Genomic DNA, 14062 nt, shown 5'->3' on the forward strand with positions numbered 1-14062 from the left:
GATGGGACGCGCATGGAGGAGCGTTGCCGCCAGCCTGGTCATGCTGCTGTCGACGGCGGTCCTGGCCGATGCGGCATTGGAGCGGCTACATGCGGAGAGCTTCGATCACTATACCTTGGCGTTGACCTGGCATCCGGGCTTTTGCGATACCCATCGCGACCCGCCACGGGAATGTCGGGAAGCCGCACGGCGGGAAGGCACGCAGCGCGGCTTCGTGCTGCATGGCCTGTGGCCCTCGCTGCCCGAGCGGCTGGCCGAGCGGGGGATCGACAGGCAGCGCTGGTGGCAAGAAGGGTGCTTTCTCGAGCGGCCTCGCGCGGATGGCGGTTTCTGCCGTGCGCATCCCCCCTTGGGGATCGACGAGGCGTTGGAGCAGAAACTGGATGATGCCATGCCGGGGCGGGCGAGCTGCCTCGACCGTTACCAATATGCCAAGCATGCCGCCTGCTTCGAGCTTCCCGAGGCGGCTTACTTCGCCGCGGCCGTGGCGCTGCTCGAGGCCGTCAACGACAGCGCCTTCGGTGCTTTCGTGGAACTTCACCAGGGGGGAGAGGTGAACCGTAACGACCTGCTGGCTGCCTTCGAAGCGGCCTTTGGCGAGGATACGGGCCGCGCCCTGCGCCTGGAGTGTCGCGGCCGCGGCAACCGGACCCTGACTGAAATACGCATCGGCATCGATGCCCAGCGGCTGGCCGACTTTCCTGCCGGCGACAGCTTGGTGCGCCAGGGGCGGGGGCGCTGCGCCAACCGCGTGCACATCGCCACGCTAGACTGAAATCCCGTCAGATCGAGGGCGGGTTCAAGGCCTCATATCTCTCCAGCTCGGCGGTACGTTCGATGAGGGCGGCGATGACCTCGTCATGCAGCGTGTCATCGAGTTGGCCGATCTTGCGCTCGCTGAGCTGTTGGGAGAGCGACTCGCCGCTGACGACCAGCAGGCCCTCCGGCACGCCGTCGCAGGCAATGTCCCAGCCCGGCAGGGCGAGTACGGCTTCCACCGGTACCGGCCTGCCGCAGCGCTGCTCCAGCCAGCCGGCCAGCCAGCGCGCGGCTCGTAGCGTCTCGAGCAGGGGGCGTCGTTCGCTCCAGCCGGGGAAGCGCAAGCGTTCCGGCTCGACGGTGACCCGGTTGATCTCGCGTCCGTCCGCGGCAAACGGCCGTGTTCGGGCGCGGGTCTCGACCACGAAGACGCCATGAGGTGTCACGGCGACGTGATCGATGATGCCGGTATTGGACGGTACGTCATGGAACACGAAATAGGGGTGGGCTTCGGGATGCACCAGCCGCTCGAGCTCCTGGCCGACGGCCAGTTCGCAGGCCAACCCCAGCTTGATGCGGCGAATATGCTGAAAGTCGCGTATCAGCAGGAAGCAGTAGATCAACACCAAGACGGTGCTCAGCGCCCCGTAGAGCGCCCACTCGAGCCAGTTCTGCTGGCTGGCGAAGAGCATGCGCCCCATGCCGTAGACCAGCGGGGCCAATGTCACAATGGGTCCCAGGGCACCGTTGAGGAACAGTGTGGCGAAGGCGCGATCGAGCCGGTCGCGCAGCGCCTGGCCGGGTTCGCGCAGCTGGCGGGCGTTGAACGGGGAGCTTACCCGGGCGTCATGCAAGTTGCGCAGGGCAACGACGATGACGGCCATGGCCCCAAGCGGGAACAGGAAGATGAGAGGTAAGAGGTATTCCAGCCAGGCCATCGGCGTTCGTCCTTGCCTGTGAGCATCATATAAGCACTACATTCTAGACAACCCGAGGTGTCCGGGGCCATGTTCAATGCAGGCCGTTCGGCGCCGATTCCGTGGAGGGACGATGGATCTGACTCGACAGCGGGACACAGCAGCCGATATCGGGCGTTTGCAAGGGTTCGTGGCATGTCACTCGCGCCTGACGGTACTGACCGGTGCCGGCGTCAGCACCGAGAGCGGCATTCCCGATTATCGCGACGCCAGCGGGGCGTGGAAAAGCGCCCCGCCCATGCAGCATCAACAGTTCATGACCAGCCATGCCGCCCGGCAGCGCTACTGGGCGAGGGCGCTGGTGGGATTCCGCACGCTGCATGGAGCGCGTCCCGGCGCCGCTCATCGGGCCCTGGCCCGGTTGGAAGCCTCGGGTATCGTGCAGGGGCTCATCACGCAGAATGTCGATGGCCTGCATCAGAAAGCCGGTTCACGCCGGGTGATCGATCTGCATGGTCGCGCCGAACAGGTGCGCTGCATGGGATGCGGTGCGCTTCGAATGCGCCATGACCTGCATACCGAACTGGCCGAGCGTAATCCGCGCTGGCGGGAGATGAAGGCCAGTGTGCGCCCGGATGGGGATGCCGATCTGGAAACGGATTTCTCCGATTTCGACGTGCCCGGCTGTGGGCGCTGCGGTAGGGGTATCTGGAAGCCCGACGTGGTGTTCTTCGGCGATAGCGTGCCGCGCGAGCGGGTGGCGCGCGCCAGGGCGCTGGTCGACGCCGCCGAGGCACTGCTGGTGGTGGGATCGTCGCTGATGGTCTATTCCGGCTACCGCTTCGTGCGCCAGGCGGTCGAGGCGGGCAAGCCCGTCGCCTGTCTCAATCTCGGGCGCACCCGCGCCGATCCGCTCTACGCGCTGAAGCTGGAGGCCCCGGTCGGGGATACGCTGACGGCCCTGGCCGATGCGGTCAGCGGAGGGGAACGAGTAACAAGCTGATCGGCGCGTCCGGTCGTGGCGTTTCCAGCTCGACGGACTCGGCCGTGGCGTGGGTCAGCCGCCCCTGCTGGCGCAGCGTCGCACTCAGGCGCAGTGTGCGAGCTGCCTCGAGCGCGCGCCGGTCGTAGCGCAGGACGACCGGCCAGGGGCCACTGTCGCTCGGCTCGACTTGGGTCTCGGCCAAGGGGCCGTCGGCATCGCTCAGGCGAACCCTCAACTCGGCGCCTTCGACGAGCCGAAACTGGGCGGGCGACTCCACTCGGATGGGAATCTCGGCGAAGTCGGGCGAGCCGGCACATCCTGCCAGCACCAGGCCCAGCGCGATGGAGGCATGGCGAAGGCGGCGAGGTGTGATTGTGGCGAACATGGTCGTCTCCTGTTCAGCCGCCGGCCAGCTTGACGCGATAGCCGTGGCGCTCCAGTTCGGCCTTGAGCGTCTCGCGATGGTCGCCCTGGATCTCGAGGATGCCGTTACGCAGCGATCCGCCGGTGCCGCAGCGCTGCTTGAGTGTCTTGGCCAGTGCCTTGAGTTCCGCGTCGGGGAGCGGCACGCCGCTCACCGTCGTTACGCCCTTGCCCTTGCGTCCGCTGGTTTCCCGACGAATTCGCACAATGCCGTCGAGCGCTGCGATGCGCTCTTGTTCGGCCAGTGCGGCGCAGCGGCACTCGGCGAGGGGAGAGCGGCAGTCGGGGCAGATATCACCGTGCTCGGTAGAGTAGACCAGGCCGCGCAACTGATCCTGCAGAGAGGCCATGTGGGGCTCCTTGCGCTGTCGATATGGCGTGATGATAACGCCACGGCGCGGGTTCTGCATGTCGCGGGCGGCTTTCGGACCGTGTGCTCAACGCCCGAGCGCCACCTGGCGGTAGTCCATGGCCCGGGCGTGAACGAGGTTCTCGATGACGGTGGGCAACTGGTACATGCTGCTGATCATGATGGCGCCTTCGGGGGTTTCCTCGGCATCAGGGAAGCGGTTGAGATGGACCACCGTCATGCCGGCATCCAGTGCGGCCCGTACCCCGACCAAGGCATCGTCCACGGCGATGCAGTCCTCGGGATCGAATCCCATGCCTTGGGCGGCATGAAGATAGAGGCGAGGGTCGGGCTTCCAGCAGTTGGCGGTGTAACCGCTGTAGAGATGGCGGCCGAAGACGTCGGCGAGACCGATCGCCTCGAGGGAAGTGCGGATCTTGTTCTCCGGTCCGTTCGAGACCACGCCACAGGGGAAATCGGCCAGGGCGTTGAGCGCCTCGCGCGCGCCGGTAATGGCCGTCAGTTCGGTTGCCAGGCGTCGATTGAGATTGCTGCGCATCTCGGTCTCGGTTTCGGCTAGGTGCAGCGGGTCGACGCTGCCATAGCGATCCTCGAGGGCGGCCACAATGTTGCGAAAGCGGCTGCCGCGAAACTCGCCCATGTAGTCGCTGGCCTGGAAGGGTAGCCCCAGCCGGGTCAGGCTGACGGCCATTTCGGCCGCCAGCAGGGGCTCGCTGTCGACCAGCGTGCCGTCGCAATCGAACAACAGGCAGAGGGGGCGGATCATCACCAATATCCTTCGCAGTCAGGGACTGTCGAGCACCATACCCATGGTATCGGCAAGCGCCGGAAAAAATTGAGGCTGAGGCAGGCCCATTCCCATCTCGCCGCGCTGACAGGTTAGTGAACGCTGTTTCCTAAGTATTGCGCCATACCGCCGTCGCTTCAAGTCCAGCGAGGACAAGCAGGGCGCTTATTGCCCAAAAGGGAGCTCGCTGGGCAGGGCATGCCTGCCTAGATGAGACTCATGTGTCAGAAATGGTCATCGCGCGAGCGCCTTTCTCGCTCCGTAAGGTACACGTTATCGTTTTTTCAACTTTTTGATAAAAAAGGGTTTTTATTCTATCTGGCCAAGCTGGCCCAACAGCTGCAGGTACAGGATGAGTACGATATGCCGGCGGAAATGCCAGCCGGCATGACATGAAGCCAAGGCTTCAACACTGCAAACTCGCGTTCAACTCCATTGGAGGTGCGAACATGATGTCCAAGGAATTTCTCAAGAAAATCGGCATTGTCGGTATCACGCTTGGCCTGACCGCCAGCCCGCTGGCACTTGCCGACTTCCATGAAGAAGAGGACGAGGGTGCCATGCCACAGGAAACGGTGCCGGGAGCTGAATCTGGTGCCGGTGCCGGTGCCGATAGCGACATGGGTGTTGGTACCGATTCCGCTGGTGGCGATGCCGGAATGGGCGGTAGCGCCGAAGGCGGCGCTGGCGTTGGCGCGGGTACCGATTCTAGTGTCGGGGGCGGTACCGGGGCAGGTGCCGATGTAGGTGCCGGTGCGGAAGGTGACACCGGGTTCGAAACCAATGACGAGTTCGAGACTGACGAGTGGGAAGAAGAGAACGAAGAGGAAGAATGGGAAGAGGATCAGGATGACGACCAGGATTGGTAAGGTCTGACGCCCACGGAAGGGCTTGGCAACAAGGAGGATGCCGTCTGTTTCGATCTTCGCAGCGGCACGGAGACACAAATTGCCAAGGAAGGCGATGAGATCGGAACAGAACAGACCAAGGCTCAAGGATGGGCCATAGCCGCAGGGATGCGGCGTGTCACCTGAAGGCTTTCAACAGCCGCCTCGGATCCGCCCCGGTCATGCCGGGGCGGATTTTGTCTTGTCAGGGGCCGAGAACAGAAAGCGATGACATAGCTGCTTGTCCGGCAGGATGCTGCCGGACCCTTTTTCTCGCTTTCCGTACGTTATTCGCCCGGTTCCGCTGGCTCGGCCGCTTCGCGCGCCTCGGTCTCGATGAGGTCGCCGTTCGGTGAAAGCAGGTACCAATGGCCGCCCATGTGCTCGACATCTTGGCCGAGGGCGTCGCCGGGGTAGACGTCGCGGGCAAAGAAATAGAGCGGCCAGCCATCGTAGGTGACTTGCCGCGTACCGTCGTCGCGCTCGATGGCGCCGAGCCGGTCGTCGTCGACCCCGTCGCCGGCAACGGGGGGGGCCTCGGTGGTATAAGGCGGCCAGGCGATGGCGCAACTTTCCTTGCACGTGCTGTAGTCGCCACCCTGTTCGTCCCGGTCGAAAAGATAAAGACTCTTGCCGTCCTGATTGGTGAGGTAGCGACCGTAGGGGGCTTTCTCGCTGACCGTTACCTTGGCCCGATCGACCGGGTCCGACGTGGCATCCAACTGGTCCTCGTTCTCTGCGGGACTCATGCCTTCCACCTGCATGGGATCGTCGCCATCGGTTTCCGCGGTATCCGGTGCGGCCATGGCCAGAGACGATCCGGCGAGTACTACCATGGCACTCGCCAGACGCAAGAGTCGCGTGCTCGACATCGTATCAGCCCTCCTGAGTGAAGCCTGTCTATTTCACTCTAGGAGGCATGAACGAATTGTGGCAAGGACGAGGACGAGCGTCGTCATGCCCTCGCCTCGCCGATCATTTCCGGGAAAGGCGGCGCGAGTTGGCACTGCTGCGGCGATGATAAGGCTGCATCGAGCGGCGGCTCGTCACCCACCAGGGGGTGGTCTGGCCGAACATCATGCCGAGCATGGCTTTCTGCAGCACGAGACCGGTTTCCATACCGGCTTCTATCTTCTCGCTCACCATGCGCTGGTTTTCCTTGATCATTCTGGCACTGGCAGGGGATTGGGTCTGCCACAGGTTGTGGCGCATGGCAATGGTTGAAAAGGAAGATGTCCAGAGTTCGGTCATCATCACGCCGAGCTTCCAAACATCCATCATCGCCGCAGGCGTGACGGGTATCAGGGGGAACGAGTTACGGGTTGGCATCTTGACCTCCTTGTCCGTGTGGGGCGTCGCAGCTCACCTTAACACACTTAGGCCATCTCATGCTGCAATGCAATATTGCCTGAGCCAAGAAGAACCCATCCCTTCAGGTGAGGTCAGGGAAGGCACTTGGCGCTGTTCCGAAGCCGAGTGAGCCTGGCCACGGCGGCCGGCAATTCACTGGCGTGATGAATGGCGATGGACCCGGTTGGCGTCGTTTCCACGTCGGGGAAATGGTTGAGGTGGATCACCTGCATGCCGGCCGCGAGGCCAGCGGCGACGCCGACGGCGGCGTCGTCGATCACCACGCAGCGCTCCGGCGGGTGCCCCATGGCCTCGGCCGCCTTGAGGTAGAGAGCGGGGTCCGGCTTCCAGACGCCCAAGGTATAGGCACTGAACAGGTTGTCGCCGAAGTGATGCGTGAAGCCGACGCTCTCCATGGCGCAGCGAATCTTGCGTTCGGGGCCATTGGACACCACCGCACGAGGATGCCCGCTCAGGGCTCCCAACGCTTCGGCCATGCCGGCGATCGGGACCAGACGTTCGCGCATGCGCGCTTCCATCAGCGCCCGCATCTCGTTCTCCATGGCTTGACGCCGGGCGACGCTGAGGGACTGATGGCGGCTCTCCAGTTCGAGCACGATCGACAGGAAGCGAACGCCGCGGAATTCGTCCATGTATTGCATCGCAGTGAAGGGCAGCCCATGGCGAGGCAGGACCTCGGCCATGACGTCGGCGAGCAGGATTTCGCTATCGACCAAAGTGCCGTCGGAGTCGAAGAGCAGGCAGAGCGGAGCGGGCATGAGCAACCTCGTTGGTGAGAGGCGTCACGCCGACATGGCGGCGACGTGACGCATGGGTTAGACGAAAGCCGCCTCGTTGACCAGGCTGATCGGTCGCTTGCCATCGAGCGCGAGCAGGATGTTGTCCACCGCGCGTTGGGCCATGGCATCGCGGGTCTCGTGGGTCGCCGAACCGATGTGCGGCAGCGCCACCACGTTGGGCATGTGCGGCAGCGGCGACTCCGGCGAGAGCGGCTCCTGCTCGAACACGTCGAGCCCGGCGGCATGAATCTCGCCGTTCTCCAGCGCGCCGATCAGCGCCGCTTCGTCGACCACCTTGCCGCGGGCGATGTTGACGAAGATCGCCGAGCGCTTCATCAGGCCGAATTCACGCTTGCCGATCAGGTGCGTCGTCTCGGCCGACAGCGGCACGGTCACGCAGACGAAGTCGCTCTGGACCAGCAGCTCGTCCAACTCGCAGCGCACAACGCCCAGTTCCCGCTCCAGCTCGGGCTTGGGCGAGGCGTTGGAATAGAGCACCTGCATGCCGAAGCCCAGTGCGCCGCGGCGGGCCACGGCGGCGCCGATACGGCCAAGGCCGATCATGCCCAGCGTCTTGCCGTGCACGTCGCTGCCGAACTGCGCCTCGCCGATGCTCTCCCGCCAGTCGCCGCGCTTGACGAACTCGGCCAGCTCCACTGCGCGTCTGGCCGTTGCCATGATCAGCAGGAAGCCGGTGTCGGCGGTGGTCTCGGTAAGCACGTCCGGGGTGTTGCACAGCAGGATGCCGCGTTGGGTCAGCGCCTCGACGGGGTAGTTGTCGTAGCCCACCGAGATGCTGGCGATGGCCTCGAGGTGCGGCGCCTGGTCGAGCAGCTCGGGGGTGATGGCAAGGCTCGAGCCGACGATACCGTGGGCCTTGCCCAGCGCTTCGCGAAAGCCGGGATCGTCGGTGTTCTTCAGGGCTTCGAAGTAGTCGACATGAAAGCGCTGCTTGAGCTGATCGAGATGCGTCGGCTTGAGGCGGCTGTAGGCGACGATGCGTTTTGTCATTGTCTCGCTCCGGGTTGGTCTGGCGGTCAGTTATGGCAAGTCTGGCAGGTTGCGCTCGAGCTCGGTCAGGCGCGTGCGGCTCGGCAGGCCCTCCATGTCGCCCTGCACCTGCACGGCCTCGGCGCCGATCAGATTGCCGCGGCGTGCAGCGGCCTGGGGGGAGAGGCCATCGAGCAGGGCGCTGATTACGCCCACGGCGAAGCCGTCCCCGGCGCCCACGGTGTCCACGACATGCGTGACCGGGAAACCCGGCACGGTGGCTTCCGCTTCGCGGCCGCCCAGCACGCCGCGGTAGTAGGCGCCCTCCGGCCCGAGCTTGAGGAATACGGCCCGGGCGCCGCGCTCGAGATAGAAGGCGGCGATATCGCGGGGCGTGTCGAGCCCGGTCAGCAGGCGGCCCTCGGCCAGGCCCGGCAGCACCCAGTCGGCCTTGGCCGCCATGGCGTTGAGTGTCTCACGCATCGCGTTTTCGCTGGGCCACAGACTGGGGCGCAGATTGGGATCGAAGGAGAGGCTGGCGCCGTGAGCGTGGGCCTGGTCGAGCATGTGCCAGGTAAGCTCCCGGCAGCTGTCGGAAAGCGCTGGGGGGATGCCGGTGGCATGCAGGTGGCGAGCGGCGACGAAGTCCACCTGGGCGGCATCCGCCGGCATTAAATGGCTGGCGGCGCTGCCACGGCGGAAATACGCCACCTTGGGATCGGCGCCACCCTCGGCGCGTTCCTTGAATACCAGACCGGTCGCGTGGTCGGGGTCCTGGCGCATGTAGCGGCAATCGAGCCCCTCGGACTCAAGCGCTTGCCGTAGATAAGTGCCGAAACCGTCCAGGCCGACACGGCTCAGCCAGCCAACCCGGAAACCGAGCCGGGCGAGGCCAATAGCAACGTTGGTATCGGCCCCCGCAATACCGCGCCGGAAGCATTCCACGTCGGCCAGCGCGCCGGTTGTCTCGGCCACGAACAGGGCCATGGCCTCGCCGAAGGCGAGAATCTCGGGGGGGGAGGCGTTCGTGTTCATTGCCATTCCTTGTTGTCGTTTAAGCCTTCGAGGCGGGTCGAACCGCGTGCGTTCAGCCGGGCCGGGTACAGGGTGCGGCGGGGCGGCTGCGTCGCGTCGTCGAGGCGTGCCAACAGATGCTGCACGGCGGCGCGACCGATGGCTTCGGTGGGCTGCGCCAGGGTACTGATGCCGGGCGGGACGAGGCCGCACCAGTCGAGCTCGTCGATGCCGAGCAGGCCGACCTCGCCCAGGGGAACGCCCAGCGCCTGCAGCGCGCGGGTAGCGGCCAGCGTCACGTTGCCGTTGGCGCAGAGCAGCGCGGCGGACCGGCCTGTCCGGGCGAGGAAATCGCGTACGACGTCTTCTACGGCCTCGCCACCGAGCGGCGGGGCGCGGCGTTCGCCGTAAAGCGTCGGCTCGTCGGCCAGACGCTGCTCGAAACGCTGCCAGCGCTGCTGGCGCGGGCTGGCCTGCCCCAAGGGTTCGCTGAGAAACAGCAAGTTCCGGTAGCCCTGACGGCGCAGGTGATCGACCGCCATGTCGATGGCCAGAGGATTGTCGAGCCCGACCACGTCCGCTTCCACCTCCGCCAGCCAACGGTCGAGGAGTACCAGCGGCAAGCCCTGGTCGGCCATGTCCTGCAGCTCGCGGGTGGGGCTGCCGGCGACATTGACCACCAGCCCCTCCACCCGGTAGGAGGCCAGCAAGGCCAGATGGGTGCGCTCCTGAGCGGGGTCGTTGTCGGTGTTGGCCACCAGTAGTGAATAGCCGTGCTCGCGACAGGCCTGCTCGACGCCGTGCATCACCGCGATCGAATAGGGATTGCGAATGTCAGCCACCAGCATGCCGAGCAGCCGCGAGCGGCCACCCTTGAGGCCGCGGGCGATCTGGTTGGGGCGGTAGCCGAGTCGGCGTGCGGCCTCGCCGATGCGCTGGCGCAGCGCGGGCGAGAGCCGCTCGCGCTCGCCGCCGAAGTAGCGCGACACGCTGGTCTTGGAGGCGTCTGCCTCGCGAGCCACTTCGAGCAGGGTGGCGTGTCGGGAAGCGCGCACGGACATGGCATCGCTCACAATGGGAACGTTCCCATCCTAGGTTGTGCGAAGCGCCGGGGCAAGTACGAGCGCGAGAGACGCCGTAAAGATGGGAAGAAGGAGGCAGTGCGTGGCAATGCAGAAAAAGAAAAGGGCGGCCCGGGGGCCGCCCTTTTCGACTTAGATGAAACGTTTACTTCACCTTGGGATCGAGCTCGCCGCGGTCGTAGCGCTCGAACATCGCCTCGAGGCTGATCGGCTTGATGCGACTGGCGTTGCCGGCGGCGCCGAAGGCTTCGTAGCGGGCGATGCAAATCTCGCGCATGGCGGACACGGTTTCCTTGAGGAACTTGCGCGGGTCGAACTCGCTGGGATTGTTGGCCAGGAAGCGGCGTACCGCGCCGGTGGAGGCCAAGCGCAGGTCCGTGTCGATGTTGACCTTGCGCACGCCGTGCTTGATGCCCTCGACGATCTCCTCGACCGGCACGCCGTAGGTCTCGGGGATCTCGCCGCCGAACTCGTTGATGATCGCAAGCCACTCCTGGGGCACCGAGGAGGAGCCGTGCATTACCAGGTGGGTGTCGGGGATGCGGGCGTGGATCTCCTTGATGCGCTGGATCGACAGGGTGTCACCGGTGGGCGGTCGGGTGAACTTGTAGGCGCCGTGGCTGGTACCGATGGCAATGGCCAGGGCGTCGACCTGAGTCGCCTTGACGAAGTCCGCGGCCTCTTCCGGGTCGGTGAGCAGCTGGTCGTGGGAGAGCACGCCCTCGGCGCCGATGCCGTCCTCCTCGCCAGCCATGCCGGTTTCCAGGCTGCCCAGGCAGCCCAGCTCGCCCTCCACCGAAACGCCGCAGGCGTGGGCCATCTCGACGGTGCGGCGGGTGACGTCGACGTTGTAGTCGTAGTCCATCGGTGTCTTGCCGTCCTCTCCCAGCGAACCGTCCATCATCACCGAGGAGAAGCCGAGCTGGATCGAGCGCTGGCACACTGCAGGAGACGTGCCGTGATCCTGATGCATCACCACGGGGATATGGGGAAACTCCTCCACCGCGGCCAGGATGAGGTGGCGAAGGAAGGGCGCGCCAGCGTACTTCCGCGCACCGGCGGAAGCCTGGACGATGACCGGGGAGTCGGTGGCGTCGGCCGCTTCCATGATGGCGCGCATCTGCTCGAGGTTGTTGACGTTGAAGGCTGGAATGCCATAGCCGCGCTCGGCGGCGTGGTCCAGCATCTGGCGCATGCTGATCAGTGCCATGAACTCACCTGTTTTCTGTATGCAGTCTGTCTGGGCAGGGCGGTCGAGGCCGGTCGGTAGGCGCCGGACGGCCCCAAGGGTTATCAGCGCGCGGCGTCTTCCAGCGCCTTGACGGCGGGTAGGGTCTTTCCTTCCACGTATTCGAGGAACGCGCCCCCGCCCGTAGAGATGTAGGAGACCTTGTCATCGATGCCGTACTTGTCGATGGCGGCCAGGGTATCGCCGCCGCCGGCGATGGAGAAGCCGTTGCTTTCGGCAATGGCGCGTGACAGCGCCTCGGTGCCGTGGCCGAACTGGTCGATCTCGAACACGCCCACCGGGCCGTTCCACAGAATGGTGCCGGCATCCTTGAGCAGGCCGGCCAGCCGGCCCGCGCTGTCGGGGCCGATGTCGAGGATCATCTCGTCGTCACCCACCTGGTCGACCGGTTTGACCGCGGCTTCGGCCGATTCGGAGAACTCGGTGGCCACCACCACGTCGGTGGGCAGCGGGATCTCGACCTTGGTCATCAGCGCCTTGGCCTGGTCGACCAGATCGGCCTCGTACAATGACTTGCCGACGTTGTGGCCGGCCGCGGCGATGAACGTGTTGGCGATACCGCCGCCGACGATGAGCTGATCGCACTTCTCGGAGAGCGCGTTAAGCACGTCGAGCTTGGTCGACACCTTGGAGCCGCCGACGATGGCAACCATGGGGCGCTTGGGCGTGGCCAGCGCTTTTTCCAGGGCGTCGAGCTCGGCGGCAAGCAGTGGGCCGGCGCAGGCCTGCGGGGCGAAGCGGGCCACGCCATGCGTTGAGGCCTGGGCGCGATGAGCGGTGCCGAAGGCATCCATCACGTAGATGTCGCAAAGCGCGGCGTACTGCTTGGCCAACGTCTCGTCGTCCTTCTTTTCTCCCTGGTTGAAACGCACGTTCTCGAGCAGCACCACCTCGCCGTCGGCCAGATCGAGAGCGGTGTCGAGATACTCTTCGACCAGCCGCACCGGGCGGCCGAGCAGCTCGCCCAGACGCTTGGCCACCGGCGCCAGCGAGAACTCCTCGGCCGGTTCGCCTTCGGTCGGGCGCCCCAGGTGGCTCATCAGCATGACCTTGGCGCTAGCCTCCATGGCCGCCTTGATGGTCGGCAGGCTGGCCCGCAGGCGGGCGTCGCTACTCACCTTGCCGTGCTTGACGGGAACGTTCAGGTCCTCGCGGATCAGCACGCGCTGTCCACGCAGGTCGAGGTCGGTCATCTTGAGCACGTTCATCAGGCATCATCCTCGTTGATGGGGAACCGAAGCCGGTTTCACGAAGCTACCGGCGGCAGAGCCGCCAGGCGCTGGGCGACATCGAGCATGCGATGGGCGAAGCCCCACTCGTTGTCGAACCAGCACAGCAGCTTGATCAAGCGGTTGCCCGCAACCCGGGTTTGAGTGGCGTCAACGATACCCGAGCGGGGGTCGTGGTTGAAGTCGACCGAGGCCATGGGCTCCTCGGTGTAGCCGAGCAGGCCCGCCAGGCGGGACTCGCTGGCGTGGCGCAGCAGTTCGTTGACCTCGCGAGTCGAGGTATCGCGGCGCACGCAGATCGACATGTCCATGGCCGAGACGTTGATCGTCGGCACGCGCATGTGCAGGCACTCGAAGCGCCCGGCCAGGTGCGGCATCAGGCGGTTGATGCCGCGGGCCAGGCTGGTGTCGACGGGCACGATGGAGTGCATCGCCGAGCGCGTCAGCCGCAGGTCGGTCTGGTGGTAGGCGTCGATTACCGGCTGGTCGTTCATCGCCGAATGCACCGTGGTGGTCACGCCGTGCTCGATGCCCAGCGCCTCGTCGAGCACGGTGAGCACCGGTACCAGGCAGTTGGTGGTACACGACGCTGCCGAGACGATGCGATGCGCGGGAACGAGCGCCGCGTCATTGATGCCGCAGACGATGGTGGCGTCGACGTCGTTCTCGGCCGGCTGGGAGAATAGCAGCCGCCCGGCGCCGGCGGCGAGGTGCCGCTCGGCGGTGGCGCGATCCTTGAAACTGCCCGAGCATTCCAGCACCAGGTCGATGCCCAGCTCGCCCCAGGGTAGACGCATGGGGTCGGGCTCGTTCAGCACCTCGATGGGGCGACCATCGATGACCAGGCGGCCTGCGGCGGTGTTCACCCGGCCGGGGAAGCGGCCATGGGTGGTGTCGTAGCGGGTGAGGTAGGCGATGGTGTCCAGGTCGGAAAGTTCGTTGATCGCCACCACCTCGAGCGCCGCGGCGTCGGGGTGGGTCTGCTGGCGCTCCACCAACGCGCGCAGCACGCACTGGCCGATGCGGCCGTATCCATTGATGGCGATGCGCTGGGCCATGCTTGCCTGGCTCTCCTCGAACGGAAAGCGGGAATTCTACCGCAAAAGCGTCGCGGCGTCCCGGCTCGCGGAGCGTTATATGGCGCGTCGCAGGGGCTTGAAAGCGCACTGAGCGCCCTTATTTTCCTTACGGGACGTTACCGGCCGGCGTGGTTGCCGCGG

At 65.5% G+C, this 14062-nt stretch carries 16 protein-coding genes; 3 read left to right on the forward strand and 13 right to left on the reverse strand.

Going from position 1 to position 14062, the window contains the following annotated elements; genetic code table 11:
• Position 1: 1 nt before the first annotated feature.
• On the forward strand, positions 2 to 775 hold the full coding sequence (locus F0A17_RS18440) for a ribonuclease T2 family protein (RefSeq protein WP_149329820.1): 774 nt from the start codon (positions 2 to 4) through the stop codon (positions 773 to 775).
• Between the two features lie 7 nt (positions 776 to 782).
• Here the strand turns inward: F0A17_RS18440 and F0A17_RS18445 are convergent, their stop codons facing one another.
• Positions 783 to 1697, reverse strand: a complete 915-nt coding sequence (locus F0A17_RS18445) for a nuclease-related domain-containing protein (RefSeq protein ID WP_149329821.1) — start codon at positions 1695 to 1697, stop codon at positions 783 to 785.
• A gap of 112 nt (positions 1698 to 1809) precedes the next feature.
• On the opposite strand from F0A17_RS18445, the gene F0A17_RS18450 reads away from it, so the two are divergent.
• Positions 1810 to 2679: an NAD-dependent protein deacetylase gene (locus tag F0A17_RS18450; protein WP_149329822.1), complete on the forward strand. Its 870-nt coding sequence runs from the start codon at positions 1810 to 1812 to the stop codon at positions 2677 to 2679.
• On the opposite strand, the gene F0A17_RS18455 is transcribed toward F0A17_RS18450, so the two are convergent.
• The 3 genes from F0A17_RS18455 to F0A17_RS18465 all read right to left on the reverse strand — a co-directional run bounded on the left by F0A17_RS18455 (position 2651) and on the right by F0A17_RS18465 (position 4220).
• Positions 2651 to 3046 carry a YbaY family lipoprotein gene (locus F0A17_RS18455; protein WP_149329823.1) on the reverse strand — a complete coding sequence of 132 codons (396 nt, stop codon included), beginning with the start codon at positions 3044 to 3046 and terminating at the stop codon, positions 2651 to 2653. The two genes, F0A17_RS18450 and F0A17_RS18455, sit on opposite strands and share 29 nt — an antisense overlap.
• Before the next feature lie 13 nt (positions 3047 to 3059).
• Positions 3060 to 3434 carry a translation initiation factor Sui1 gene (locus F0A17_RS18460; RefSeq protein WP_149329824.1) on the reverse strand — a complete coding sequence of 125 codons (375 nt, stop codon included), beginning with the start codon at positions 3432 to 3434 and terminating at the stop codon, positions 3060 to 3062.
• Between the two features lie 87 nt (positions 3435 to 3521).
• Positions 3522 to 4220, reverse strand: a complete 699-nt coding sequence (locus F0A17_RS18465; protein WP_149329825.1) for an HAD family hydrolase — start codon at positions 4218 to 4220, stop codon at positions 3522 to 3524.
• Positions 4221 to 4690: 470 nt separating this feature from the next.
• Here F0A17_RS18465 and F0A17_RS18470 point away from each other — a divergent pair, with 470 nt between their 5' ends.
• The gene (locus F0A17_RS18470; RefSeq protein ID WP_149329826.1) at positions 4691 to 5110 is read left to right on the forward strand and encodes a hypothetical protein; all 420 of its coding nucleotides are present in this window, start codon (positions 4691 to 4693) and stop codon (positions 5108 to 5110) included.
• A gap of 305 nt (positions 5111 to 5415) precedes the next feature.
• Here F0A17_RS18470 and F0A17_RS18475 read toward each other — a convergent pair whose 3' ends face one another.
• From F0A17_RS18475 to F0A17_RS18515, 9 genes are all read right to left on the reverse strand, one after another.
• Complete coding sequence (locus tag F0A17_RS18475) at positions 5416 to 6000, reverse strand: COG4315 family predicted lipoprotein (RefSeq protein ID WP_149329827.1); 585 nt, start codon at positions 5998 to 6000, stop codon at positions 5416 to 5418.
• 103 nt (positions 6001 to 6103) lie between these two features.
• Positions 6104 to 6457 (reverse strand): hypothetical protein, encoded by a 354-nt coding sequence (locus tag F0A17_RS18480; RefSeq protein ID WP_228716955.1) that lies wholly within the window; start codon positions 6455 to 6457, stop codon positions 6104 to 6106.
• Positions 6458 to 6570: 113 nt separating this feature from the next.
• Positions 6571 to 7257 (reverse strand): HAD family hydrolase, encoded by a 687-nt coding sequence (locus tag F0A17_RS18485; RefSeq protein WP_149329828.1) that lies wholly within the window; start codon positions 7255 to 7257, stop codon positions 6571 to 6573.
• A gap of 57 nt (positions 7258 to 7314) precedes the next feature.
• Entirely contained in the window at positions 7315 to 8289 is a 975-nt protein-coding gene (locus tag F0A17_RS18490; RefSeq protein WP_149329829.1) for a 2-hydroxyacid dehydrogenase, read from the reverse strand.
• 30 nt (positions 8290 to 8319) lie between these two features.
• Complete coding sequence (locus tag F0A17_RS18495; RefSeq protein WP_149329830.1) at positions 8320 to 9303, reverse strand: sugar kinase; 984 nt, start codon at positions 9301 to 9303, stop codon at positions 8320 to 8322.
• Positions 9300 to 10343: a LacI family DNA-binding transcriptional regulator gene (locus F0A17_RS18500; RefSeq protein WP_149329831.1), complete on the reverse strand. Its 1044-nt coding sequence runs from the start codon at positions 10341 to 10343 to the stop codon at positions 9300 to 9302. Before F0A17_RS18500 ends, F0A17_RS18495 begins: the two co-directional genes overlap by 4 nt.
• A 166-nt stretch (positions 10344 to 10509) precedes the next feature.
• Positions 10510 to 11574, reverse strand: coding sequence for a class II fructose-bisphosphate aldolase (fba, locus tag F0A17_RS18505; protein ID WP_149329832.1), 1065 nt, complete (start codon positions 11572 to 11574; stop codon positions 10510 to 10512).
• 83 nt (positions 11575 to 11657) lie between these two features.
• Entirely contained in the window at positions 11658 to 12821 is a 1164-nt protein-coding gene (locus F0A17_RS18510; protein ID WP_149329833.1) for a phosphoglycerate kinase, read from the reverse strand.
• 38 nt (positions 12822 to 12859) lie between these two features.
• Positions 12860 to 13900 (reverse strand): type I glyceraldehyde-3-phosphate dehydrogenase, encoded by a 1041-nt coding sequence (locus F0A17_RS18515; RefSeq protein ID WP_149329834.1) that lies wholly within the window; start codon positions 13898 to 13900, stop codon positions 12860 to 12862.
• Between the last annotated feature and the right edge of the window lie 162 nt (positions 13901 to 14062).

Source organism: Billgrantia pellis (assembly GCF_008297955.1).
In the GTDB taxonomy this organism is placed as follows: Bacteria; Pseudomonadota; Gammaproteobacteria; order Pseudomonadales; family Halomonadaceae; genus Halomonas; species Halomonas pellis.